The following is a 24,498-nucleotide window of genomic DNA, read 5'->3' as shown; positions in this document are numbered from 1 at the left end:
GTACTCCAGGCTCGCAAAGCTCGTCTGTTTCATGCCGCCATCCTCGCCGTCCGCAGCTCATTCGGCCATCGAGATCTGCCCGAATAAATCAGTGGTTCCTTAGAAGGTAGTCAAACCGTGGCGCTGCCAGGACCGCGACTCCCCTCAGACGGAAAGCTCGGTCTTAACTTGTCGTACACGATCAATTTGAACCTTCCGGCAACGGCCGATCAAGCTGTCTTCAACGCCATTTTCCGCAGTCTTAAAGAGCATCTGCTGTCGAGCAATGAATAAAGACGCACTCCATGAGATCAAGGCGTTTGGGATGACGAACCAAATGCTTACCGAGGATCTCACGCGCATCTCACGCGTGCACGGAATCGAATTGGGACACATGCCGTCAGCACCTCAGGCCGTGGAGGCTGTGTATTACCCTCAGTTCGACGCTGCCGTGCGTGCTGAGGCTGCAGAAATGGCGAAACACTACGAAGTCTTTTATTCACTAGAGACCTCTATTCGCGTGCTGATATCGCAGACCATCGAGGCGGCCGAAAAAACTGATGAATGGTGGAAGTCTGCCCGGGTCCCGCAGGCGATCAAGCAAGAGGTGACGAGCCGCATACAAAAGGAACTTGACGCAGGCGTGACTCGCAGGTCGATGGACGAGCTCGACTACACAACGTTCGGCGAACTCTCCGACCTGATTCAAGCGAATTGGGACATCTTTGGAGGGACGCTGTTTACGAGCAAGCGGGCGGTTCAGAAAGTTATGGCGAGTTTGAATGCCCTGCGCAACCCCATCGCCCACTGCTCGCCGCTCGCAGAGGATGAGCAACTTCGTCTTCAGCTAACGGTTCGTGACTGGTTTCGATTGATGGAGTAGCGGAAGACTGGCACCTGCCGGTCGGAGCAGCGGTCCCAAAGGAAAAGCCTGACTTTCAGAGACCGCTTTCAGCCTAAGTGGACAGCGATTGCAGCGCGGCCCGCAAGGTGTCGGCACCGTCGTACTCGGCCCAGTGGCTGTCCACCGGAGTGACGGTCCAAAGTGCCAGAGCGTGTTTTCCGCATCTGTTTTTCAGGAGCCGTGGAAGCGGGCCGTGGCGAGACGAGGAAGGGTTGAACCAGGGATGGTCCAGCGGAATTGCAGTGGTCTCGGGTAAGATCGCCGATCACAGGCGTGACCCCGACTGTGACCCCGGAGTGTGACCCCGGAAGAAGTGGGAAGGCCGGGAAGCCAGTATTCATGCGGGTTGCAGGCGTGTCGGATGTCTCCCTCCGACTCCGCCAGACCTAGACCTGTGTACAGCGAGCCTCGTCCCCGAGATTCGCTGGACACCGACGACGCCCTGCGAACCTTGTGTTGCGGGGCTTTTTTGTTTTCATGGCGCCGTCTTCACGGCACCCTCACTCCTCGAACAGGACCTTGTCGTCGATCCGCGCGTGCTGGCGCTTCAGCAGCCATGCGCCCCACGCCAGCGCCACCAGCACGACCAGCGCGCCGAGTTTGTGAACCAGGTTGCCGAGCCCCTGCGCCTTCTTCAGCAGGCCCATCGAGCCGAGCAGGTAGATCCAGTCGTGCGGGCCGTCCTCGCCGGTGTGACCGCCGAGCAGCGTCAGCTGCGGCACCAGCGCGTCGTACACATACGGCGCCACGTCGAGCAGCGACACCCCGAGCAACCACAGGCCGATGGCCGCTCCGAACGGGTCGCGGTTCTTCAGCAGCAGCGCGCCGCCGAGGATGGCCGGCATCAACAGTTGCCCGAGCGTGCCGCCCGCGATCGTCATCCACTCGCCGAACAGCATGAACACGACATGCCCGGCTTCGTGAAAGACCAGCAGCGGCCCGTGCACGAAGGACTGGGCGATGCTGCCGTCGCGAAAATCCATCGAGATCAGCCACAGCCCCCAGAGGCCGAAGCCGGCCAGCAGCGCGACCCGCAGCCACCAGCGCACGGCATCGACGCGCGGCGGCACGTGCGCGAGCCGCGCCAACCACCCCGGCTGCGGCCCCTCGGCGTCGTCGGCCGGCGCCGTTCGCCGGCCTGCGCGAACCGCCGGCTCGCTGCCCGCCGGCACCATTGCCAGCTTGGCCAGGATGACGCCGCACGCCGGGCACGCGGCCGGCAACGACTGGTCGGCAGGCAGCGGGGCATGACCGCACTTGGGGCATCGGCTGAACATGGGCTGCGGCGTCAGGAGGTGGCCAGGCTCGCAAGGTCGATCTGCGGGATCGCCATCGGCCCGCTCAATCCAGCGGCACCGCCTCGAACACCTCGCTCCCATCGGCGCGCTCGAAGGCCGAGCCGGCCGGGTGGTCCAGCAGGGGCGCGATGTCGGGATGCTCGCGTGCGAAGTCCGCCAGCACGCAGGTGATGTAGTGCGTGGGCTGGTTCATGTACTTCTCGCTTTCGCTGCCGCTGAGGAAACGCCAGCCGCTGTCGGTGGGCGTTGCCGGGGCGGTGCGGTAGGCATAGCCGACAGGCTTCTGGTGGGTGGTGATGACCTCGGTGGCCACGCAGGTGAGAGGGGTCATGCGAGAAGGCGTTGGAAGGAAGGTTGAGCCGGAACGGTCAGGCGCCATTGTGCTTGTCGCCAAGCTTCCACGTGTGGACGGTACCGCGCCGATACGCCGACTTCGTTGGGAAACAACTGGAGTGGCTTGTCCGGATGCGCCGATTGCAGCGCGTCCGCCGGGCGATCTCGTCATTCGCAAGCATGGCTGGCCACCGTGGCGCGGCCGCATTTCAGCCCGAGCCCAGCGCCCGCTCGCGCCAGAACGCCGCGTCGAACAACTGCCGGGCGCCCGTCCGCTCGTTGACCATCCAGAACTGCGACCGGTCGGGGCTCAGCCCGCACACCTCGCCGGTGTGCCGGCCCGCGACCACGCGCCGTCCCAGCGCATTGGCCGGGAACTCCGCGTGGCGAGCCAGCGCCAGCAACGGTACCGCCTCGCGCATGTCCCCCGCCAGCCGCATCCGCTGCACGATCGGCGCGAGCAGCGGGTTGGTCGCATCGGCCGGCGACAGGTAGACGATCACCTTGGCCTGCGCGCGGCTCAGCGCCACGTTCACCAGCCGTTGCGCCTCTTCGGTCTGCAGGAACGGCTGCGCGCCGTCGACCGGGTCGAACAGCACCACCGGCGCCTCGCTGCCCTGCGCGCGGTGCACGGTGCTGACCCTCACCTCCTCGGGCACCCCGCGCGCCCGCAGGCGCTGCCGGATCAGCGCCCGCTGCGCCCGGAACGGCGTCAGCACGATCAGTTCCGGCGGCTGCCAGTCGCCGCTCGCCAGCGCACCGGCCACCGCCTCGGCGATGGCATCGGCCGATTCGCGCCGCACCGGCCCGCGCTCGGCAGCCGACCACGCGCCATCGGTCTTCAGCCGATGCACATGCACATGCGTGTCGGCATCGACGACCCCCAGCGCCCGCCGGCGCGCCGCCTGCCACGCCGGCGAGGCCTGTGCATCGGCGGCCACGCGCAACGCCCCGTCGTAGAACAGGTGGCTGACCAGCTCGCTGACCGGCCCGGCCATGCGCGACTGCTCGTCGAGCAGCACCACCGACGGCCCGCCGCGCGGCATCTCGGCAAACGCCGAGCGGCCCAGCCAGCGCCGCGCGCCGCGGTCGGTGCTGCGCAGCACCGGCGAGAGCTGCTGCGGATCGCCGGCGAACAGCCGGGCGCGGCCCAGCGGCATCAACGCCAGCGCATGCGCCAGGCTCACCTGGCTGGCCTCGTCGAACACCACCAGGTCGAACGGCGGCTCGTCGCCCGGCGACAGCTCGCGCAGCGTCTTCAGCGTGAAGGCCGCGCGCGTCGTCGTCATCGCGGCAAGCCGGCAGCGCTGCAGCACCCGCAGCGATGCCCGGCGCAATTCGTCGCGCAGCGCCGCCACGCGGTCGGCCCAGGCCTTCAGCCCGGTGGCGTCGCGCGACGAGGGGCGTGCCGCCTCGGCCCGCGCCAGCCGCGCGATCAGGTCGTGGTCGTCGGTCGGGATCAGGTGCTCGCGGCCGGCATAGGCCGCCGCGTCGAAGCGCGTGCCCAGCCGTTGCACGGCGGGCCGGCAGTGCTCTCGCCGACCCCTCTGCAGCGCCTTGTCGACCGCCAGCGTCGCCAGGTCGACCGCCTGGTTGGTGGTCGACAGCAGCAGCACGCGCGCGGCGGGCCGGGCGTCGAGGTATTCGGCCAGCAGCACGCCCAGCGTCGTCGTCTTGCCGGTGCCGGGCGGCCCCCACAGGAAGCCGCTGCCGTGCCGCACCAGCGACAGCGCCTCGCGCTGCGCCGGCCGCAGCCAGCGGAACGGCGTGCCGCCGAGCGCCGGCCCGTCGTCGAGCGGGCGGGGTCGGGCCAGGTCGGGCAGGCAGGCCAGCGCGCGTTCGGCCCACGGCGTGTCCCACCAGGCGTCGGCCACCGCATTCAGGAAGCGGGTCGGGTAGAGGCGGATCAGGAAGTCCGGGCCGGGCGGCGGGGCGCTCGCGTTCTGCAACACCAGCTGGTCGTCTTCGGGCAGCACGGCCAGCACGCTGGCACCGCCCTTGGCCGGCGCGCCCCACCAGGCCGAAGCGCCGTCCAGGCTGTCGTCCAGCAGCGCCTGGGCCGATGCCTGGCCCGGCCGCTGGCCTTCGGCATGCACGTGGCCGGGCACCAGCGTCACGCGCCACAGCGGGCCGTCGCGCTCGCTGCGCAGCACCTTGAAGTCGTAGTACTCGGGAGTGGCCGCCAGTTCGGCGTTCAGGGCCTCACGCAGGTCGGCCAGGCTCATGGTGCTCACGGAATGCAGGTCGTCAAAAGCGGTCGGGCCGGATGCGCAAACATCCGGCCCGACCTGACCATCCGCACCTAATCACCAAGTGAAAATGGCTGTCGCGGATCATAGCGGCGCCGCTCGGCGCCACCAGCGCCCTCCGGGTCGGGCCCCGGCGCAGTCCGTGAACATTCCTCGCCGCGACCGGCTGCATCGGGCGACACCCGGGCGACAATCCCCCGCTGTCGCCACTGCGCGCCATCCCGACCCGACTCCTCCGGAATCCATGCTGTTGCCGCGCCTGCTGATCTGCCTCCTGGTCGTGCTGCCGAGCCTGCTGCCGCCGCAGGCGCGGGCGGCTGCGCCCGAGACGCCGGCGCGATCGATGCTGGAGCGCAGCCGCGCCGCAATGCGCAGCGACCCCGAGCAGGGCCGCAAGCTGGCCGAGCAGGCGCTGGCCGACCTCGACCAGGCCGGTGCCGCCGCCGACCCCGATGCGCTGGTGCTCGCCCACTGGCTGCTGTGCGACTACCACGCCGAGCGCGACCGCGCGGCCGCCGAAGTGCACCTCGGCCAGGCCCGGGCGCTGCTGCCGCGGGCACCGCGCCTGCGCGCCAGCCTGCTCGGTTGCGAAGGCGACCTGCGCGAGCTGGCCGGCGACAGCGTGCAGGCGATGGCGCTGTACGAGCAGTCGGTCGCGGTCGCCGAGCAGATGCACGAAGACGAGCAGCGCGCCGACGGCCTGTACCGCCGCGGCTACCTGCGCGGCGTGCGCGGCGAGTTCGCGAACGGGCTGTTCGACCTGCGCCTGGCCAACCAGCTGTACGAGCGGCTGGGCATGCCGCAACAGGCGCTGACCTCGCTGAACGCGATCGCGATCCTCTACAACCGCATGGGCGACCACGCCCAGGCGCGCTACTACTTCGAGGCGGCGCTGAAGGCGCAGCAGGCCGCCGGTCTGCGCCGCGAACAGGCCGTCACGCAGCACAACCTGGGCCGGGCGCTCGAGAACCTGAAGGACTGGGACGCCGCGCAGCACGCCTTCGAGGCGGTGCTGGCGCTGAGCCGCGAGATCGGCTACCCGCGCGGCGAGGCCTACGCGCTGCGCGGCCTGGCCAGCGTGCGCAACGCGCGCGGCGATGCGGCCGGTGCGCTCGGCCTGCTCGACCAGGCGAGCGAGCTGCACCACCGCACGCCCGACGAGCGCCTGCGCGCGCAGATCCTGCTGCAGCGGGGCATCGCGATGCGGCTGCTGCGCCGCCCGGCCGAGGCGCTGGCCGCGCTGGGCGAAGCGCAGAAGGTGTTCTCCAGCGCCGATTCGCGCGCCGAGCTGGCCACCACCTACGGCGAGCTGGCGACGGCCCTGTCCGACCAGGGCGACTGGCGCGGCGCGTTCGAGCAGCAGCAGAAGTACAAGGCCGTCTCCGACGAATTGCTCCACCGCCAGCTCGACCAGCGCTTCGCGACGCTGAAGGTCGAGTTCGACAGCGCGGCGAAGGACAAGGAGAACCAGCTGCTGATGCGCGAGAAGGCGGCCACCGAGCGCGCGCTCGACCAGGAGCGCCGCGCCAGCGCGCTGCGCGCGGTGGTGATCGCACTGGCCGCGCTGCTGGTGGTCGTGATGGGGGTGCTGGTCTGGCGCCATCGCCGCACCAGCCACCGCATGCAGGACCTCGCGATGACCGACGAGCTGACGCACCTGCCGAACCGCCGCCATGTGCTGGGCAAGCTGCAGGGCCTGCTGGCACAGGCGCAGCCCTGCGCGCTGCTGATCGTCGACCTCGACTTCTTCAAGATGATCAACGACGCGCACGGCCACCTGGTCGGCGACGACATCCTGCGGGCCATCGCCACCGTGCTGCGCGACAGCGGCCGAGCGCCGGTCGAGCTGGGCCGGCTGGGCGGCGAGGAGTTCATCGTCGTGCTGCCCGAGGTCGACCTCGACACCGCGATCGCCGCGGCCGAGCGGCTGCGCCTGAAGGTGGCCGAACTCGACGTGTCGCGCTGGCTGCCCGACCGCAACATCACGATCAGCATCGGCATCACGCTCGCCGAGAGCGGCGACACCGTCAGCAGCGTGCTGCGGCGAGCCGACGAGGCGCTCTACGAAGCCAAGCGCGGCGGCCGCAACCGATGCGTCGCGCGCATCGGTGCGATGGGCTTGCCGCCGGCGCGCGGCACGGCAGCCGCCGAAGCGCCCGCGCCGACCGTTCCGGCCGGCAGCGTCACGTCGTAGGGCGGGCCGAGCGCCGGGCCGCCCCAAGCCGGCCCGCATCCCCCGGGGGATCGCTCGGCGTACCCGCCGGGCGAGGGGTCGTCATCAGCCCGCCGCGACGAAGCGGTCGGTTCTTGCGGCCTGGATGACTTCGGCCAGGTCCGTGTTGAGCACGTCGACCGGCATGCGCCCCGTCAGCCACGGGTTGGGCTGCACGAACCAGAACGCGGTGTTCCACGCATCGAAGACCGACGCCAGTTCCATCGCGACCTGTTGCGGACCGGGTTTCACCGCCATGTCGGTGCGCTCGAACTGGAACATCGGCAGCCACAGCTCGCCGCGCCATTCGAAGCTCAGCACGCTGCGCTCGACGATCTGCCGCGCAAGCGTCGGCACGCCGCGGCTGCCGCATTGAGCCAGCCGCTCGACCACCTCGTCGCCGCGCGCCAGGCCGCCGCTCTCGCGGTAGTGGCGCAGCATCTGCACGAACTGCCGGTCACGGTCGATGACCAGCCCGACATCCAGGCCCGGGGCATTCCACGGGTGCACGTCGTGCGGCATCGGCAAGCCGGCCTCTCGGGAGCGGGTGGCGATGGGGGCGGCTTGGGCTCGCATGTGGGTGAACTCCCGGGTGGATGGGCGGCGATCCGGGTGGCGAATCGCGTCGCGCAACGATAGGCGGGCGTGGGCTGCCGGCACAGCGGCCGCGCACCCGTGGCGGTGTAGGAGGGGAGGAGGGCGTCGCGTAGGCCGGCTCGCTGCGTTTCGGCGCGGCCCGGCCCTTGTAGGACCGCGTAGGCGTTGTCCGACGCTCGAATCCGGTGCCGGCGACTGGTCCGGACCGCCGAGCTGGGGGAGCATCCGCCATCCAGATGTTGACTCCCCAGATCGCCGCCATGAAAAGAAACAACTGCGCCCGGTACCTGCTGCTCTTCGGCTCGAAGGAGTCGCCGCGGGCGGTGCTGTTCGACGAAGAAGAGCGCCTGCTCGCCGAGATGATCGACGAGGACGGGTTCCTGGTCGACAGCCTGCTGCGCGAAGGCCGTGCGGTGCGCCCGCCGTCGAGACTCGTGGCAGCGGTTTCACAAGCGTTGCGGGCCTGTGCGAAGCAGGTTCGTCGCAGCGGAGCCGGTGCTGCGCCGGGTGCAGACCTGCACCTGCGTTGCTTCGCGCTCGGCTGATGTGGTGGCAGTGGGTCGTTCCGATGTGCTGCCCTCTCGTGTCCATCCCCGGAGTGAAGGTGCCGCGTGGCGCGTTGGTGCGGCGACACACGCCGACGCGCACCCGAACCGCGTGTGTGACAACACGCAAGCTGTGCCGCAGCACTGCCGACGGCCGCGTTGACGCCTCGTTACCACTGCAGGCCGGAGGGCCCGCCGACGCACGCTATCGTCGCGCACTTTGGCCGCTGGCTCGGCTCGACAAGGGAACGACCCGGTGATCAGCAGTAACGAAGACGGCAGAGATTGCCAACGCACCGTCGATGGCGAGCGGGGTGCCTCACGCCTTGCGCTCGGCCGCCCTGTCGATCTGCTCGGCCAGCTTCTCGGGCCGCATCGCCTGCTCGAGCACCTGCAGCGTCGGGTCCTGGTCGTCGATCGCACCGACCGCGTGCGCGATGCGGTCAACCATCTGCAACATTTTGGTGTTCTCCTGTTCGGTCAGCAGGTTGATCTGCAGGTCGAGCTGGTTGCGCCGTTCGCTGATGCGGGCGGCATGGTTCTGGCTGATGAGGATGAAGGTCGACAGGAAGATCGCTTCCAGCGACACCACGAGGGTCAGGAACGTGAACGGATACGGATCGAAGGTGCCCGGGCCGGATCGTGCGTTGAACGCGATCCAGCCGGCGAACCACACGACGTGCACCCAGAAGAAGGCGGGGCTGCCGCAGAAACGGCTGACCTGGTCGGCAAAGCGGTCCATCGGGCCGCGGACCCGGCTCGCTTCGTGCTCGAGTCGCTGGATGGCCTTCACATTGGCTTGCGTCAGGTCGTCCACCGACTCGGCGCTGCGGTAGTCGCTGCGGTGGGTTGCTCGAGAGGAAGCTTTGGATGGTGACCGGTGCATGGTCAGCGGTGGAGTGGTCGATGAACCGTCAGGGCAATCGTTGTGCCCGGCGGTTCCGCGTGGTCCCGGCGTGTCCGGGCCGCTTGCTGCGGGCGTCGGCGTCCGCAAGAGGAGTACTGTGATGCCGCACGCCCTGGTGGTGGATGACGAGCCGGATTCGGCCGAGACGATGGCGATGCTGATCGCGAGCGAGGGCTTCACGGTGGCCACCGCGGGGTCGCTGCGCGACGCGCGCCGGCAACTCGCGCTGCAGGAACCCGACATCGTGCTGCTGGACCTGATGCTGCCCGATGGCAACGGCATGGAACTGCTGAACGAGGCCAAGGGCATGTCGAACACCGACGTGGTGCTGATGACCGGCCAGGCGAGCCTGGACACCTCGATCCAGGCGCTGCGCCTGGGCGCGGCCGACTACCTCGTCAAGCCGATGAGCCTGAAGCAGCTGAAGGGCGTGCTGTCGCGCGTGACCAAGCCGTCGGTGCTGAAGGCGGAATCGTCGGACCTGATGGCCACGCTGGAGAGCGAGGGGCATTTCGGCGCGCTGTGGGGCCGCGCGGCGCCGATGCGACGTGTCTACGAACAGGTGGCGCGCGTGGCCGCCACGGCCGTCACGGTGTTCATCACCGGCGAGAGCGGCACCGGCAAGGAGGTGGTTGCGCGCACGGTGCACGACCTGAGCCGCCGGCGCGCCAAGCCCTTCCTGGCGGTCAACTGCGGCGCGATCTCGCCGCACCTGATCGAAAGCGAGATCTTCGGCCACGAGAAGGGCAGCTTCACCGGCGCCGATCGCCAGCACCAGGGCTTCTTCGAACGCGCGAGCGGCGGCACGCTGTTCCTCGACGAAATCACCGAGATGCCGCTGGACCTGCAGGTCAAGCTGCTGCGCGTGCTCGAGACCGGCACCTTCATGCGGGTCGGCTCGACGCAGACGCTGGAGACCGACGTGCGCATGATCGCCGCCACCAACCGCAGCCCGCTGCAGGCGGTGGCCAGCGGCAAGCTGCGCGAAGACCTGCTGTACCGCCTGAACGTGTTCCCGATCCACCTGCCGGCCCTGCGCCAGCGCGCCGAAGACGTGCCGCTGCTGGCCGAGCATTTCGTGCAGCAGATCTCGGAGCGCGAGGGCATGGCCAAGCGCTTCTCGCCCCAGGCGCTGCAGCGCCTTGCGCGCTACGACTGGCCGGGCAATGTGCGCGAGCTGCGCAACGTGGTGTACCGCTCGTACGTGATGGCGCTCGACAGCACGATCGACGACGAATGCCTGCCGCAGTCGCCCGACGGCGAGGTGTCGGGTGCGTCGATCCCGACCTCGCCGGCGGCCGCCATCGAAGGCGGGGCCCCGGCGATCACCGTGTGGGTCGGCACGCCGCTGGCCGAGATCGAACGGCAGGTCACGCTGGCGACGCTCGAGTACCTCGGGCGCCACAAGGAGAAGACGGCGGCGACGCTCGGCATCAGCCTGAAGACGCTCTACAACCGGCTGAAGGAATACCAGGCCGCCGGTGGTGCCGTCGACGTGCTCGACACGCGTCCGGCCGGGCTCGAGGACCGGAGCTGGGCGTCGTCCTGATCCGTGCTTACGTGGTCCGCGTCGCGAAGGCGTGGATCAGGCGGCCGAGGTTCTCGGGGCGCAGCGGCTTCACCAGGTAGGCGTCGAAGCCGGCCTCCAGCGCGCGCGCCTCGTCGTCGTCGTTGCGGCCGCGCGCATTCAGTGCGGCAAAGAACACCGGCATGCCGACCAGGCTGCTGCGCAGCGGTTCGAGCAGCTCGGCCGCTTCGAAATCGGGATGGCTGATGTCGCACAGCACGATCTGCGGCCGCGTGCTGCGCGCGATGCGCAGCCCGGCTTCCGGTGTCGGGGCGGTCTGCACCTCGTGTCCCCACAGCTCCATCTGCAGGCGCAGCACGTCGCGCGTCTCCGGATCGGGGTCGATCACCAGCACGCGGTAGGTGTCCTCGGGCACCATCACCAGCGGCTTCTGGCGCGAGCCCGTCGTGGCCGCCGGCGATGCCACCTGCGGCAGGCTGATCACGAACTCGGCCCCCAGGCCCGGCCCGTCGCTCGACGCCGAGATGTCGCCGCCATGCAGCATCGCGATGCGCCGCGCCAGCGTCAGCCCGACGCCCAGCCCCGGCCGGCGTGCCGCGGTGCCGGCATCGTGGCGCGCGAACAGCTCGAACACATGCGGCAGGAAATCGGCGGAGATGCCTTGCCCGCGGTCTTTCACGCGCACCTGCACCTGGTCCCTGGCGGGGCCGCTGCGCGCCTGCACCGACACCAGGATCTCGCCGGGGTCGCGCGAGAAGATCGACGCGTTGTAGACGATGGCCGACACCGCCTGCGCCAGCCGCAGCGCATCGCCGTCGACCCAGGCCGGCTCCTTCGGGAACTCGGTCTTCAGCGTGTGGCCGGCGGCACTGAGCTTGGTGCGCAGCCCGTCGAGCGCGCCGCGCACCACCGTGTCGATCGCCACCGGCTCCTTGATCAGCGTGATCTGGCCCTGTGCGACGCGCGTCACGTCGACCAGGTCGTCGATCAGCCGGCGCAGCCGCGTCACCTGCCGTTCGACGATCTCGCGCAGGCGCCCGATGGTCGGGTTCTCGGCCTCCATCGTGCGCAGCACGCTGGCCGCGTTGGCGATCGGCGCGAGCGGGTTGCGCAGCTCGTGCGACAGCAGCGCGAGGAACTCGCCCTGGCGCCGGTCGGACAGCCGCATCGCCTGCGTGCGCTCGGCCAGGCGCTCTTCGAGTTCCTTGCGCTCGTGGATGTCGACGCAGCTGCCGACGTAGCCGAGGAAGCGGCCGTCGCCGCTGGTGTGCGGCACGCCGTTGTCGAGCACCCAGCGGTAGATGCCGTCGTGGCGGCGCAGCCGGTAGTCCATCACGAAGGGCTGGCGCGCGTGGAAGCTGGTCGAGTAGATGCCCATGCAGCGCTCCAGGTCCTCCGGGTGCACCACCTGGGTCCAGCCGTTGCCGCGTTCTTCGTCCAGCGTCGTGCCGGTGAACTGCAGCCACGGCTTGTTGACCCATTCGCACCAGCGGTCCGGGCCGGCCAGCCAGATCATCACCGGCGCGGCATCGGCCATGCTGCGGAAATCGCGCTCGCCGTCGCGCCCGCGCACCGGCGACGGCTGCAGCAGGCAGATGAAGCGGGCGCCGTCGGCACCCTGCGAATCTTGCGGCGGAACTTGCACGCCGAGCTGCAACAGCTGCGCGTCGAACGGCCGCACGCCGTCGCCGGAGCCGACTTGCACTTCACCTGACCACTCCTCGCCGGCACCCAGCGCGCGCCCCATCGCGAGCGACGGCACGAAGCGCAGCAGGTCCGACGGCAGGTCGCCACCGCGCGCCAGGGACTGGGCCGCGCGGTTGGCGGCCAGCACATGGCCCTGGGCGTCGACGAGCAGGGCCGCTTGCGGCAGGCGTTCGAACAGCGTGGGGCCGAGGGCGTTGAGCGTTTGGGCGCAGTCCTGCATGAAAGGCTTTCGGGGGCCCGAGCGGGTGCGCGGACCGGGGTCTGTCGGACGGGGCCGACACCGGATGTCGGCTGGCCGCTTGACTTCTACTGGCAAGTGTCGTGCCCGCGCAGTTTGTGACTTTTTGTGCAGTCTGTCGGGTCGGTTGTGGATGGCGAAACGTTCAACGACGCGGGGGCCGAGCGCCGGGCCGCCCCAAGCCGACCCGCATCCCCCCGGGGGATCGGTCGGTATTCCGACCGAGGGGTCGTCATGCTGCTCGCCGGCGCCGTTCGACGGGTTCCACCTTCAGCAGCTGGCGGTACTTGGTGACCGTGCGGCGCGCCACCGTCAGGCCCTGGCGCAGCAGCAACCGGGCGATCTGGGCGTCCGACAGCGGCTTCTTCGGGTCTTCCGATTCGATGATCCCCTGGATCACGCCGCGCACGGCGGTCGGCGACGTGCTGCCGCCGCTCGCGGTGTGCATGCCGCGCGAGAAGAAGTACTTCAGCTCGAACACGCCGACCGGCGTCGCCATGTACTTGTTGTTGGTGACCCGGCACACGGTCGATTCGTGGATGCCGACCTCGTCGGCGATCTCGCGCAGCCCGAGCGGCTTCATCGCGAGCGGGCCGACGTCGAGGAAGCGGTGCTGCCGCTTCAGGATCGCCTGCGCCACCGACAGGATGGTCGAGAAGCGCTGCTGCACGTTGCGCACCGTCCAGCGCGCGTCCTGCAGGTGGGCCGCCAGCTCGCCGTGGCCGCCGCCGCGGTGCTGCTGGAACAGGCTGGCGTACATCTGGTTCAGCTTCACGCGCGGGATCACCGCATGGTTCAGCGCGGCGGCCCAGGTGCCGCGCACCTTCTTGACGATCACGTCGGGCGTCACGTAGTTCAGGTTCTCGGCGCCGTAGCGCCAGCCCGGGCGTGGGTCGAAGTGGCGGATGCGCTCGCAGGCGGCGCCCACCCGCGCGGCGGGCTCGCCCAGCGCCTTCGCGATGCCGGCGATGTCGCGCTGCGCGAGCTGCGCCAGGTGCTGAGCGACGATGCGCTCGGCCAGCGCGCGTTCGTCGGCGTCCTCGATCTGCGGCACCTGCAGCAGCAGGCATTCGGCGACGCTGCGCGCGGCCACGCCGGCCGGTTCGAGCGACTGCACCAGCTTCAGCGCGGTGCTCATCTCGCAGTCCTCGACCGCGGGCGACAGCGCGGCCAGCGCCGCCAGTTCGTCGAGGCCGGTGCGCAGGTAGCCGTCGTCGTCGAGCGACTCGATGATGGTGCAGGCCAGCACGTGGTCGCGCGCGACCAGCGGCAGCATGTTGATCTGCGAGCGCAGGTGCTGGCGCAGGTCGACGTCGGCCGCGACCAGCTCCATCGCGCTGATGTCGCTGTCGCCCGAGCCGCCGCTGCCGACGCTGCCCGGCCCGGCCTGCCAGCTGTCGCGCTCGAAGGCCATGTCGGCCTCGACCTCGGCCGACGGCAGCGTGTCCATCGTCGCGTCGTTCGCCGGCGTCAGCGCCGTCAGGTCGGCGATCGGCAGCGGCTCGGCGAGCACCGGGTCGTGCAGCACCGGCGGCGTGGCCTCGGGGCCGGGCTCCTCGAGCTCGAGGAAGGGGTTGGTCACCATGCTGTCGCGGATCTCCTGGACGAAGTCCTGCGACGACAGCTGCAGCAGGCGCACGGCGCGCTGCAGGCGCGGCGTCAGTCCCTGGACCTGGCGCGCGTCGGTTCGAAGGATCGGTGCATTCATGTACGCGGTCTCCTGGCTGCTCGTTGTGCTGTGTTCCCTGCTCCCGATCGGAAGGGCGCCGTAGGACGATGCCCCGCACGGGAGGATGTGCAGTCATCACTCTGCAACACATATGCCACCACCCCTTCAACGAGAGGACGGCGCACCCCGTCGGGCACGCCAACTGCCGAAGAAAGGCACGGGCCTCGCGGCCTCCCACTGAAAGGAACTGACCATGAGCCACGAAGACATCGTCGACACCCTGAACGACCTGATCGAGACCTCGAAGGACGGCGAATTCGGCTTCCTCGCCTGCGCGAAGCACGTGCAGTCGGAAGAGCTGCGCACGCTGTTCACGCAACGCGCCAACGAATGCCGCCGCGCTGCCGAAGAGCTGGCGCCGCTGGTCGCGCAATACGGCGGCGAACCGGAAGACGACGGCACCACCGCCGGCTCGCTGCACCGCGGCTGGGTGGCGGTGCGCGGATCGCTGGTGGGGTACACCGACCAGGCGATGCTGGACGAATGCGAGCGCGGCGAAGACGCGGCGCTGGCCCGCTACCGCGCCGCGTTGCGGGACGACGACCTGCCGGAACCGGTGAAGTCGATCGTCGCGCGCATGCAGCTCGGCGTGCAGCGCAACCACGACCAGATCAAGATGCTGCGCGACCGCGAACGCGCGAAGAGTTCGTCGTAACAGATGGGCATCGGCGGCGCGTAAATGCTGCCGATGTTCTTACCGGCGTCAGAAAACTTCACCCGGTCGTTTTTGCACTGAAATCGTGCCCGCCACCGAACGCGCCGAGCGCCCCCCTCGTTTGCAGTACGTCAGCGACACGGTGCCCGGCATCCGCCGGGCGCGCCGCGGCAAGGGCTTCAGCTACATCGGACCGGACGGCCGGCCGCTGCGCGAGCGCAGCGAACTGGAGCGCATCCGACGCCTGGCGATCCCGCCTGCCTACACGCAGGTGTGGATCTGCCCGTCGGCGCAAGGCCATGTGCAGGCCACCGGGCGCGATGCGAAGGGACGCAAGCAGTACCGCTACCACGCCGAATGGCGGCGTGTGCGAGATGCGGACAAGTTCGACCGCATGCTGGAGTTCGGCGATGCGCTGCCGCGCATCCGCGCGCGCGTGCAGCGCGACCTGAAAGCCGCGACGCCGCGGCCGGGCCGCGAGACGGTGCTCGCGACGGTGGTGCGCCTGCTCGACACCACGCTGGTCCGCATCGGCAACGACGAATACGCCCGCAGCAACGGCTCGTACGGGCTGACGACGCTGCGCAACCGCCATGCGCAGGTGAACGGCTGCGAGATCACGCTGCAGTTCCGCGGCAAGAGCGGCGTGCTGCACCGCGTGGCGCTCGAGGACCCGCGCGTCGCGCGCGTGGTGCGGCGCTGCCAGGCGATGCCGGGCCAGGCGCTGTTCCAGTACGTCGGCGACGACGGCGAGCTGCACGGCATCGGCAGCGAGGACGTCAACGACTACCTGCGCGAGACCAGCGGTGCCGAGTTCACCGCCAAGAACTTCAGGACCTGGCACGCGAGCGTGCATGCGCTGGCACTGCTCGGCGAGCTGCCGGGCGAGCGCGTCGACGACGCCGGCTTCACGCGGCGCGAATTGAACGACGTGCTGGCCGATGTCGCGAAGCGCCTGGGCAACACCGTCGCGGTGTGCCGCAAGTCGTATGTGCACCCGGGCGTGCTGCAGGCCACGCCGCAGCTGCTGCGTGCCGCGGGCGAGCGCCTGGCCGCGTTGCGCGGCCGGCGCGGCTGGTCGGTCGCCGAGCGGCAGCTGGTCGCCTACCTCACCGCCGGCTGACCGGCCCCCCCTCGGAAGAGGGGCCGGCGAGCGGCCGGACGGGCCTGGACCGGTCGTCATAATCGCCGCCACAAGGACAGTGGTGGAGGGCCGATGAACTTCGTCTATGCGGTGCTGGGCGGCCTGGTGGGCCTGGCGCTCGGTGGGCCGGCCGGTGGGCTGGTGATGCTGATCGTGACGCCGATCGTGATCTGGCAGATCCGCAAATCGAAGCAGGCCGACGCCGCCGCGCCGGCCGCGGCGCCGTGGCCCGACATGCCGGACGAGGCCGCCGCCGCGACGCCACCCGTGCCGGAGGCTTCTGCGCCGAAGGCACCCGATCTCGCGCAGCGCGTGGCTGCGCTGGAGCACGAGGTCGGCGCGTTGCGGCTGCAGGTGCAGCGGCTGTCGGGTGGTGCCGTGGCGGAGGGGGCCGAAGCGGCTGCGCAGCCAGTCGCCGACCGCGTCCTCGAGATCGACCTGGAGCCGCTGCTCGACCCGCGAGCCGCGCAGATCGCCGGCCAGGCGAGCCGCTTCGCGACCGGGCCGGTGGTGGAGCCGCCGGCCGCACCGCCTGCCGTCGCGGCGTTCGAGCCCGTCGTCGAACCGGCCGCCGAGCCGGTGGCCGCGGCGGCTGCCGCGGAGCCGGCCGTGCCGCCGGGCTGGACCGAGCCTTCGCGCGCGAACCCGCCCGCACCGGTTGCACCGCCGCCGCCGGTGCCGCTGCGCGATCGCCTGCCGCCGTTCGTCGCGCGCTGGATCTTCGGCGGCAACACCATCGTCAAGGTGGGCGTGCTGATCCTGTTCCTCGGCCTCGCCTTCCTGCTGCGCTACGTGGCCGAGCGCGCGACCTTGCCGGTCGAGTTCCGCTATGCCGGCGTCGCGCTGGTCGGCGTCGTGATGCTGGTGATCGGCTGGCGCCTGCGCGAGCGGCGCGATGCCGCCGGCGGCACCGGCTACGGGCTGATCCTGCAGGGCGCGGGCATCGGCGTGTTCTACCTGACGGCGCTGGCCGCGCTGCGGCTCAACGCGTTGCTGCCGCCGACGGCCGCCTTCGTGGTGATGGCGGTCGTCGCGGTGCTCGGCGCGGCGCTCGCGGTGCTGCAGAACGCGCCGTGGCTCGCCTACGTGTCGGTGGCCGAAGGCTTCCTCGCGCCGGTGCTGGTGTCGACCGGCGGCGGCAACCACATCGCGCTGTTCAGCTACCTCGCGGTGCTCGACGTCGGCATCTTCCTGATGGCCTGGCACAAGGCCTGGCGGCCGCTGAACCTGATCGGCGCGGTCGGCACCTTCACGCTCGCCGGCGCGTGGGCGCAGGCGCACTACACCGATGCGCTGTATGCGTCGACGCAGGCCTTCCTGCTGCTGTTCTTCGTGCTGTTCACGGCGATCGGCGTGCTGTTCGCGCGGCGCGCGCTGGCGCTCGGCGACGACAGCGTCGCAAGCGATCCGCTGGCGCAGCGCGCGCGGCAGGCGCTGCAGCAGGTGGGTCGGGTCGACAGCGCGCTGGTGTTCGGCGTGCCGCTGGCCGCCTTCGGACTGCAGTACCTGATGGTCAAGCACACCGAGTTCGGCCCGGCCTGGGCGGCGCTCGGCTTCGCGTTCTTCTACCTGCTGATCGGCGGCGGCCTGCTGCGCAGTGCACGCAGCCGCTATGCGCTGCTCGGTGAGGCGCATGCCATCGTCGGCGTGATCTTCGCAACGCTCGCGATCCCGCTGGCGCTCGAAGGCTCGTGGACCGGCGCGACCTGGGCGGTCGAAGCGGCCGGCATGTTCTGGCTCGGCGTGCGCCAGCACCGGCTCTACACGCGGGCCTTCGCGCTTGCGGTGCTGGCCGGCGCGGCGGTCCGGCTGGCGAGTTCGCTGTCGCTCGACTTGCGGCCGGGCACGCCGCTGATCGACGGTTCGCTGATCGGCGTGCTGTTGCTGCTGGGCAGCGTGCTTGCGATGTGGCGCGTGCACCGGCGCCACCCGGTCGCGCAGCGCGCGACCTGGGAGCAGGGCAACGACATCGCGCTGCCGTGGCTCSCCGCCGCGGCGGCGGCACTGCCGGGCGGGATGCTGCTGGTACCGCTGTGGGCCTCGGTCGCGACGGCGCTGCTCGCGCTGGTGCTGGCCGCGCTGTCTCACCGCTTTGCGCTGCGCGTGCTGGCGGCGTGCGCGGGCGCCTTGCACCTGGTCGCGCTGGCCGGCCTGGCGGGTTCGTTGCACCTCGACCCCGGGAACGCGCCGCGCGACGGCTGGCCGGGGCTGGTCGCGGCCCTGCTGGTCGGCGGCAGCCTGCTGGCCACCGCGTGGCTGGAGCTGCGTGCGCAACTGCGAGCGCTGGACGAGCGCGACGGGTTGCCGCGCTGGTCGCTGGCGAGCGGCGCGGCCTTGCTGGCCGGGCTGGCGGTGGTGGCGCTCGGGCTGCTGTGCGTGTTGCCGGCAGAGCGTGCGGCGCTGGTGTGGCCGTGGCTGGGCGTTGGCGCGCTGTGGCTCGGCTTGCGCATCGCGCACCCGGCGCTGGCGCTCGGCTGGCTGCTGCTGCAGGTGGGCGCGGCCATCGCGACGCTGGCGTTCGGGCCCGACCTGCTCGCCGACGCGCCGTTCGGCGGCCTCGGCCTGGGGCTGCCGCTCGGCCTCGCGCTGACCGGGCTGCTGGCCGGCGATGCGTTGCAGCGTGCGGCACGGCCGGCTTCGAGCCCGGCGCTCGCATGGACGCGGCAGGCGGTCGTGCAATGGGGCATCGTCGGCTGGTCGCTCGCGTGGTGGAGCCTGATGCTGGTGCCGCAGGTGCTGCACCTGCTGCGACAGGCCCAGGCGCTGCACGGCTGGCCGGCCGCGATGGTCGGCTGCGTGGTCGCGAGTTCGCTGCTCGCGACGATGCTCGCGGCCTGGCGCGACTGGCGCGTGCTCGGGCAGGCCACCGCACTGACGTTGCCGGCCCTGGTGCTGGTCGCGCTCGGCATGGCGGCGCTCGAGCTCACGCCGTCGGCCCACCTCGGCTGGCTCGCGTGGCCGGTGGCCTTGCTGTGGCACGGGCTGTTGCTGCGCCGGCAGGCCGGCTGGTTCGGCGGCTGGCCGCTGCAGGCGCTGCATGTGCTCGGGCTGTGGCTGTTCGTCGGGCTGGCGTCGACCGAGCTGGCACAGCACCTGGCCGATGCCAGCGAGCCCGGCTCGGCCTGGCGCGTGCTCGGCTGGGTGCCGGTGATCGCCGCCGCGGTGTTCGCGCTGACGCGGCCGGCGGTGCTGCGCCGCTGGCCGGTCGCGGATTTCCGCGACGCCTACCTGGTGGCCGGCGCCGCGCCGCTCGCGCTCGTCCTGCTGCTGTGGGTGTGGGCGGCGAATGCGCATGACGGCACGGCCGCGCCGCTGCCGTACCTGCCGCTGCTCAATCCGCTGGAGATCGGCCTGTGCCTGGCGCTGCTGGTGCTCGCGCTGTGGGGGCGGGCGCTGCCGCAGGCGGTGCGCGACCAGGTGCCGCCGGCCGTGGTGCGTGGCGTGCTGGGCCTGAGTGCGTTCGCGGTCGGCACCGGCCTGGTGCTGCGGCTCGCCCACCATGCGGCCGGCGTGCCGTGGGACGAGGCCTCGCTGTTCGAATCGACGCTGACGCAGGCGATGCTGTCGGTCGCGTGGTCGCTGGTTGGCGTCGGGCTGATGCTGCTCGGCCACCGGCGCGCGATGCGCACCGTGTGGATCGTCGGCGCGGGCCTGCTGGGCGTGGTGGTGCTGAAGCTGTTCTTCGTCGAGCTGGCCGACCAGGGCGGGCTGTACCGCATCGTGTCCTTCATCGTGGTCGGCGTGCTGCTGCTGGTGGTCGGCTACTTTGCGCCGGTGCCACCGCGGCGCGCGGCGGCGGTGGCCGAAGGCGAGGTGGCCGCATGAAGACGAACCGGCTGGCGATGGCGGCGGTGTCGGCAGCCGCCGCGCTGACGGTGGCCGCGGTGGCCGCCGCGCCGTCGAGCGTGCTGCGGCTCGAAGGGGTCGGGCCGTACTACACGCTCGAACTGCCGCTCGCGTGGCAGGTGCAGGCCGGCACGACCGACCTGCGCGGGCTGCAACTGCGCAACGCGCTCGGCGAGCCGCTGCCGTACGCCTGGGCCGATGCCGCGCCGGCGCAGCAAAGCCTGGCCACCGGCAGCGTGCCGGTCTTCAAGCTGCCGGCACCGAAGCCCGCGAAGAAGGACGCGCCCGACGACACGCCGCGCGGCTGGGTGCTGGACCTGCGGGGCGCGAAGGGCGCCGTGATGGAGGTGGCGCTCGCGCTGCCCGACCGCGCGAACGGCGTCTATCCGGTGGCGGTGGAGGCGAGCGAGGACCTGACGCACTGGCGCACCGTGCGCAGCGAGGTGCAGCTGGTGGCGTTGCAGCACCAGGGGCAGCGGCTGGACAGCAGCGTGCTCGAACTGGGCGGCGTGCGTGCGACCTACCTCCGCTTGCGCAGCCTCGGCAGCGGCCCGGTGCCCGAGCTGACCGGTGCCGAGGTCACGACGGCCACCTTGCAGTGGCCGCAGCCCGCGCTGCAATGGAGCGAGCCGATCGCGCCGACCGGCTGCGATGCGCAGCATTGCGACTACGCGCTGCCGGCGGTGGCGCTGGAGGCGGTGGAGGTGTTGCCGCACGATGCGAACACGGTGGCGCAGGTCGGCTGGTTGGCGCGCGGCGAGGGGGCGCCGCTGCAGCAGTCGCACCGGCACGGGTTGCGCCGGCACCTGCACCACAGCCTGCACCACAACCTGCACGCGCTGCGCGACAAGCGCATTCCGCCGCTGCCGGCGCCCGAGCCGGGCTGGCAGCCGCTGGCCGAGGGCAGCGTCTGGTGGCTGCGCCTGCCGACCGGCGAATCGCGCTCGCCGGTGCAGCACCTGGATGGCGCGGTGCACCCGCAGCTGCGGCTGCAGGTGGCCGGCGGCGTCGCGCAGCTCGGCACGCAGCCGCCGCGGCTGCGCATCGGCGTGCGCCCGCGAACGCTGGTGATGCTGGCGCGTGGTGCGGCGCCGTACCGCACCGCGTGGGTCGAACCGGCGGCCGCCGCGCCGTCGATGACGCTGGCCGAACTGATGCCTGCACGCCGCAGCGGCGACTTGCTGCCGGCCGACCGGGCGGTGTTGCAGGCCGATGAGACGACGCCGCCATCACCGGTGGGAGCGGTGGTGAAGGCGGCGTCGGTGCCGATGCCCGCGGTGCAGCCGGACCTGTCGCGCGCGTGGTTGTGGGGCGCGCTGGTGGCGGGCGTCGCGCTGATGGCGGCGATGGCGTGGTCGCTGTTGAAGGGGCCAGGGCAGGAGAAGGGGACGGAGTGAGCCGCGTGGAGCGGTGATTCGCCATCCGATGGAACCATCGCAGCGATGCAGGCACTCATCGGCTTGTTGAACGCGCGAGGGGTGGCGGATGGAATCGACGCAGCAGGTGTTCGTCATCAGGAGGACCTCGAAGTCGACGCGGATACCGCGGAACACGCCGCCGAACACCCCGCCGAACACGCCGCGGGAGCCGGCTGAGAAGCATCGAGCCCAGTGCGACGGCAGCCGCCAGTTCCTGAAGCGTTTTCGCCTGACCCTGGCGCCGTCGCACGAGGGCGTTGATCCGACGGTGAGGAACACGCTGCCCGAGCGGGTCCATGGCAATGCCTTGCAGCCTGCGCAGGCCACCGAGCCTCGGCGGGCGCAGACGATGGAGTCGAACGCGGGCTCCACGCCGGGATGGTCGCTGCTCGCGTCGATGCTGAAAGGCAGCCCGACGACCGGCGGCCTGCAGAAGTCGATCTCGTCGGCGCTCGCTTGTGCAGGCGATGCCGCGCAGTTCATTGCCGAGGCCGACGACTGCCTGAAGCAGGCCCGCGAGCTTTCCGTGCGAGGTGCGCTCGATGTCGCGTCGCAGTGCCGATTGGGTGACCTGCTGCACCACTGCCGCGTGGTGCAAGAACTGCTCGTGCCGGAGAACCCCGACCCACTCACCGATCTGATCCACGGTTTGCTCGATGTCGCGGAATTCGATCCTCAGCAGCAGAACGCGGCAAAGCTCGCTGCCGCGCGGCAGATCCTCGGACAGCTCGAGCGCCGTGGTGGCGATGGCGGTGGCGGTGGAATTGGAATTGGCCTCGCCCGGACGAAGGTGGGCGAACTCGAGGCCAAGGTGAACGGCCGGAAGGCCCGGCAGGTGTCCGCGGCGTTGCAGCGCTGGGGCCTGACCCATTGGCAGATCGACGATTGCTTGCGCGACGAGGACGCGCTCGGGGCTTTCATCCGGGCGTCCGATGCGCTGGCCTTGCAACCGGAGTTCGAGCGCGGGTCCGACGGCAAGCCGCGTGTCGCCGGCTTCGCGCCGATCGTCGCGGTGTCTTCGGCCGATGTCGCCGAGATGGCGAGTGCCGTTGCCGCCCAGGACACGCACCCGCTGGCTGTCCAGTTGCTTGCTGCCCATGCGCTGAGCCGATCGCTGGTCGACGAGGACGATGGCGGCTTCGATCGTCTCTTGCGCCTGTGCGCCACGCTGTGGAGGCAGGCTGGCGCAGACGATGTGTCGAAACGGACCTTGTTGCGGATCGCCCGGCACCTGCGGCTGCTGATCGACTGCGGCCTGGTCTGCGGGGAAGGGCAAGCCAGGAACGCGACACGCCTGCTCGAAGAGATCTCGCTGCCATCCCTCGAGGGCAGGCCGATGCGCCTCGACGACCTGGCCAGCGTCGGCCATGTCTTGCAGGCGGCCGCGTCGAATGAGTGGTTCGCCTGCCGCCGGACGTCGATTCTCCGCGTCGCGGCCGACGTGGCATCGGATGGCGCCGGTTGGGGACGCGAAGCGATCGAGCAGGCGGTCCGATGCTGCGACAAGGCCGTCGCCGGCCGTTGGCATCCGGAGTTCCTGGCGACCCTGGCGGAACGACGCGACCAGGGTGCGATCAAGGCGGCTTGCAGCAGGTTGCTGGCGGCCGGCTTTCCGTTCACGATCGTTCGCACTTCCGGGTCGTCTGCTGTTTCCTGGGAAGCCGACCTGTCCCGGCGAGAACCCGGGTTCACCTGGGCACGGCACGGCGATGCGTTCATGGCCTTCGCGCATGCTCGGCTCGACCAGTCATCGGAGATGGACCCGGCGGAGATGCAGCAGTGGTTCGACATCGTGCGCGTGGACCGCCGGCTCCAGCATTCGAAGGACCGGGCGACCTTGCTCGCGTTGGCGGTGCGCGCGATCGGCCGGTCGAAGGAATTGCTCGACGGCATCGCGCTGCGGGAAGGGCTGGACAAGCTTGCGCTGGAGCCGCGCACCGTCCATGCAGCGATCGCCCGGTGCGGTGTCGACGCGTTGGAGTCGAGCGTCCAGTTGGCGGCGCACAAGCTGGTCAGGCCTGAATCGAACACGGTGCGCGTCTTGCTGAAGCACCTGATGGGGAGCGATATGTTCAACCGCGCAGCTGCTTCCGTGCCGGGTCGCCGGATGCTCGACGATCTGTTGGTCCGTGTGATGGCGGATCCCATGCTGCTGGAACGCCGACCGGTGCGCGACTTGCTCTACCGTCTGCTCGGCGCCGAGCGCGTTCATCCCGCCAGCCGCGCACTGCATCCGGTGCTGTTCGAGACCCTGGCCCGATCCGACAAGCAGGTCGGCCCGGCCGTGCTCGAGTGCCTGCTGTTGCTGCCACTGCACGAGCGGCAGCAGCGTGCGGAGACGATCGGATTCGAGCCGCCGCGGGACCTGTCCTTCCTGTTCGTCCCAGGCGGGCGGGTTGGCCAGGGAGGCATCGGCGAACTGCTCAGGCGCATGGGCGAGATCGAACCCGATCGGCGCCTGCGAATCGCGGCACTGGGTGCAGCGATGGCCGATTCCTTGGGCGCTTCGGAACGCGCGTCGTCGCGGAACCCGAACAACGCGCCGCTGGCCGATGGCCTGCTGCTTCTGCACGAAGCCTTGCCGGGCGCGGCATCGGCCGATGGCCGCGAGCAAGCGCAGCACCTGGTGGACATCGTTCGACTGACGTTGCGCCTGATTCGTGAAAGACCCGGGGAAGCATCGCGGGCCTTCTTCCGGCTCTTCCCACCCTTGAGCGACCCGGCAGAAGTCGAATCGGTCATCACATCGCAAGGCGGGCGGGCGATCAGTTCGGAAGGGCGCGCGATCAGGTCGAAGGGCGAGCCAGGGCTGTTCGCATTCGCGGCGCTGTTGACCTGCCTCTACCTGATCGAAGACAAGCCGCTGCCCGTGGCCGACAGCTTCGAAGCCGCGAGCCTCGCACGGCTGATGTGCGCTGCACTGTGGTTCGATGCGGGTTGCGGCCTGCGTTGCCGACAGCAGCTCGACCGGGCCAGACAACACGCGCACCGCGTTCAGCACTGGCTGCTGGCGCCCAGCTGGTTCAGCGCGTTGCGGACCGAACTGTCGGAGGCCAGCGCCACGATGTCCGGTTGATGCACCGGATCGCGAGGTGTTTCACACCTGTTACTCCCCATCCGACGCCCTTGCGGAATAGACACGCTATTGCCGCGCTATTGCCGCTCTCGCCCCGGCGTGGTCCCCGCAGAATCCGTTTTCAGGGATACAC

Annotated in this window: 16 protein-coding genes; 9 read left to right on the top strand and 7 right to left on the bottom strand. The window is 70.5% G+C overall.

Annotation, left to right across the window (positions count from 1 at the left end):
* The first annotated feature begins 304 nt into the window (after positions 1–304).
* Entirely contained in the window at positions 305–862 is a 558-nt protein-coding gene (locus ASC98_RS16525; protein ID WP_200953020.1) for a Swt1 family HEPN domain-containing protein, read from the top strand.
* Positions 863–1,383: 521 nt separating this feature from the next.
* Here ASC98_RS16525 and ASC98_RS16520 read toward each other — a convergent pair.
* From ASC98_RS16520 to ASC98_RS16510, 3 genes are all read right to left on the bottom strand, one after another.
* Complete coding sequence (locus ASC98_RS16520; RefSeq protein WP_157597935.1) at positions 1,384–2,160, bottom strand: zinc ribbon domain-containing protein; 777 nt, start codon at positions 2,158–2,160, stop codon at positions 1,384–1,386.
* Between the two features lie 64 nt (positions 2,161–2,224).
* Complete coding sequence (locus tag ASC98_RS31115) at positions 2,225–2,512, bottom strand: DUF2185 domain-containing protein (protein WP_162249273.1); 288 nt, start codon at positions 2,510–2,512, stop codon at positions 2,225–2,227.
* A gap of 211 nt (positions 2,513–2,723) precedes the next feature.
* The gene (locus ASC98_RS16510) at positions 2,724–4,739 is read right to left on the bottom strand and encodes a DEAD/DEAH box helicase (RefSeq protein ID WP_056808181.1); all 2,016 of its coding nucleotides are present in this window, start codon (positions 4,737–4,739) and stop codon (positions 2,724–2,726) included.
* Positions 4,740–5,007: 268 nt separating this feature from the next.
* Between ASC98_RS16510 and ASC98_RS16505 the strand changes: the two genes are divergently transcribed.
* Entirely contained in the window at positions 5,008–6,957 is a 1,950-nt protein-coding gene (locus ASC98_RS16505; protein ID WP_056808183.1) for a GGDEF domain-containing protein, read from the top strand.
* Positions 6,958–7,041: 84 nt separating this feature from the next.
* Here ASC98_RS16505 and ASC98_RS16500 read toward each other — a convergent pair whose 3' ends face one another.
* The gene (locus ASC98_RS16500; protein WP_157597936.1) at positions 7,042–7,551 is read right to left on the bottom strand and encodes a hypothetical protein; all 510 of its coding nucleotides are present in this window, start codon (positions 7,549–7,551) and stop codon (positions 7,042–7,044) included.
* Positions 7,552–7,832: 281 nt separating this feature from the next.
* Between ASC98_RS16500 and ASC98_RS16495 the strand changes: the two genes are divergently transcribed.
* On the top strand, positions 7,833–8,117 hold the full coding sequence (locus ASC98_RS16495) for a hypothetical protein (RefSeq protein WP_056808187.1): 285 nt from the start codon (positions 7,833–7,835) through the stop codon (positions 8,115–8,117).
* A 319-nt stretch (positions 8,118–8,436) separates the two neighbouring features.
* Here the strand turns inward: ASC98_RS16495 and ASC98_RS16490 are convergent, their stop codons facing one another.
* A complete protein-coding gene (locus ASC98_RS16490) occupies positions 8,437–9,204 on the bottom strand; it encodes a DUF1003 domain-containing protein (protein WP_235581295.1) in 768 nt (255 codons plus the stop codon).
* On the opposite strand from ASC98_RS16490, the gene ASC98_RS16485 reads away from it, so the two are divergent.
* Positions 9,125–10,573 carry a sigma-54 dependent transcriptional regulator gene (locus ASC98_RS16485; RefSeq protein ID WP_082541926.1) on the top strand — a complete coding sequence of 483 codons (1,449 nt, stop codon included), beginning with the start codon at positions 9,125–9,127 and terminating at the stop codon, positions 10,571–10,573. The genes ASC98_RS16490 and ASC98_RS16485 overlap by 80 nt on opposite strands.
* Positions 10,574–10,580: 7 nt before the next feature.
* Here the strand turns inward: ASC98_RS16485 and ASC98_RS16480 are convergent, their stop codons facing one another.
* A complete protein-coding gene (locus ASC98_RS16480) occupies positions 10,581–12,479 on the bottom strand; it encodes a PAS domain S-box protein (protein WP_056808191.1) in 1,899 nt (632 codons plus the stop codon).
* A 250-nt stretch (positions 12,480–12,729) separates the two neighbouring features.
* The gene (rpoN, locus tag ASC98_RS16475) at positions 12,730–14,205 is read right to left on the bottom strand and encodes an RNA polymerase factor sigma-54 (protein ID WP_056808192.1); all 1,476 of its coding nucleotides are present in this window, start codon (positions 14,203–14,205) and stop codon (positions 12,730–12,732) included.
* A gap of 214 nt (positions 14,206–14,419) precedes the next feature.
* Between rpoN and ASC98_RS16470 the strand changes: the two genes are divergently transcribed.
* The 5 genes from ASC98_RS16470 to ASC98_RS16450 all read left to right on the top strand — a co-directional run bounded on the left by ASC98_RS16470 (position 14,420) and on the right by ASC98_RS16450 (position 24,365).
* Positions 14,420–14,881 carry a PA2169 family four-helix-bundle protein gene (locus tag ASC98_RS16470; RefSeq protein ID WP_056808194.1) on the top strand — a complete coding sequence of 154 codons (462 nt, stop codon included), beginning with the start codon at positions 14,420–14,422 and terminating at the stop codon, positions 14,879–14,881.
* Between the two features lie 85 nt (positions 14,882–14,966).
* Positions 14,967–16,004 carry a DNA topoisomerase IB gene (locus tag ASC98_RS16465; RefSeq protein ID WP_235581294.1) on the top strand — a complete coding sequence of 346 codons (1,038 nt, stop codon included), beginning with the start codon at positions 14,967–14,969 and terminating at the stop codon, positions 16,002–16,004.
* A 93-nt stretch (positions 16,005–16,097) separates the two neighbouring features.
* Entirely contained in the window at positions 16,098–19,850 is a 3,753-nt protein-coding gene (locus tag ASC98_RS16460; RefSeq protein ID WP_056820238.1) for a DUF2339 domain-containing protein, read from the top strand.
* The gene (locus tag ASC98_RS16455) at positions 19,847–21,268 is read left to right on the top strand and encodes a DUF3999 family protein (protein WP_056808197.1); all 1,422 of its coding nucleotides are present in this window, start codon (positions 19,847–19,849) and stop codon (positions 21,266–21,268) included. Before ASC98_RS16460 ends, ASC98_RS16455 begins: the two co-directional genes overlap by 4 nt.
* Positions 21,269–21,356: 88 nt before the next feature.
* Complete coding sequence (locus ASC98_RS16450; protein ID WP_056808199.1) at positions 21,357–24,365, top strand: hypothetical protein; 3,009 nt, start codon at positions 21,357–21,359, stop codon at positions 24,363–24,365.
* The last annotated feature ends 133 nt before the right edge of the window (positions 24,366–24,498 follow it).

The organism is Rhizobacter sp. Root1238 (assembly GCF_001425825.1).
Lineage (GTDB): Bacteria > Pseudomonadota > Gammaproteobacteria > Burkholderiales > Burkholderiaceae_C > Rhizobacter.
The sequence above is the reverse complement of the archived record's forward strand: the minus strand, read 5'-3'. Positions and strand labels throughout refer to the sequence as shown.

Bases quoted from the DNA above. Each gene is read 5' to 3' on its own strand.
- ASC98_RS16500 (WP_157597936.1), bottom strand. From the start codon at position 7,551: ATGCGAGCCCAAGCCGCCCCCATCGCCACCCGCTCCCGAGAGGCCGGC.
- ASC98_RS16495 (WP_056808187.1), top strand. From the start codon at position 7,833: ATGAAAAGAAACAACTGCGCCCGGTACCTGCTGCTCTTCGGCTCGAAG.
- ASC98_RS16510 (WP_056808181.1), bottom strand. From the start codon at position 4,739: ATGAGCCTGGCCGACCTGCGTGAGGCCCTGAACGCCGAACTGGCGGCC.
- ASC98_RS16450 (WP_056808199.1), top strand. From the start codon at position 21,357: ATGGAATCGACGCAGCAGGTGTTCGTCATCAGGAGGACCTCGAAGTCG.
- ASC98_RS16455 (WP_056808197.1), top strand. From the start codon at position 19,847: ATGAAGACGAACCGGCTGGCGATGGCGGCGGTGTCGGCAGCCGCCGCG.
- ASC98_RS31115 (WP_162249273.1), bottom strand. From the start codon at position 2,512: ATGACCCCTCTCACCTGCGTGGCCACCGAGGTCATCACCACCCACCAG.
- ASC98_RS16470 (WP_056808194.1), top strand. From the start codon at position 14,420: ATGAGCCACGAAGACATCGTCGACACCCTGAACGACCTGATCGAGACC.
- ASC98_RS16485 (WP_082541926.1), top strand. From the start codon at position 9,125: ATGCCGCACGCCCTGGTGGTGGATGACGAGCCGGATTCGGCCGAGACG.
- ASC98_RS16480 (WP_056808191.1), bottom strand. From the start codon at position 12,479: ATGCAGGACTGCGCCCAAACGCTCAACGCCCTCGGCCCCACGCTGTTC.
- ASC98_RS16525 (WP_200953020.1), top strand. From the start codon at position 305: ATGACGAACCAAATGCTTACCGAGGATCTCACGCGCATCTCACGCGTG.
- rpoN (WP_056808192.1), bottom strand. From the start codon at position 14,205: ATGAATGCACCGATCCTTCGAACCGACGCGCGCCAGGTCCAGGGACTG.
- ASC98_RS16505 (WP_056808183.1), top strand. From the start codon at position 5,008: ATGCTGTTGCCGCGCCTGCTGATCTGCCTCCTGGTCGTGCTGCCGAGC.
- ASC98_RS16520 (WP_157597935.1), bottom strand. From the start codon at position 2,160: ATGTTCAGCCGATGCCCCAAGTGCGGTCATGCCCCGCTGCCTGCCGAC.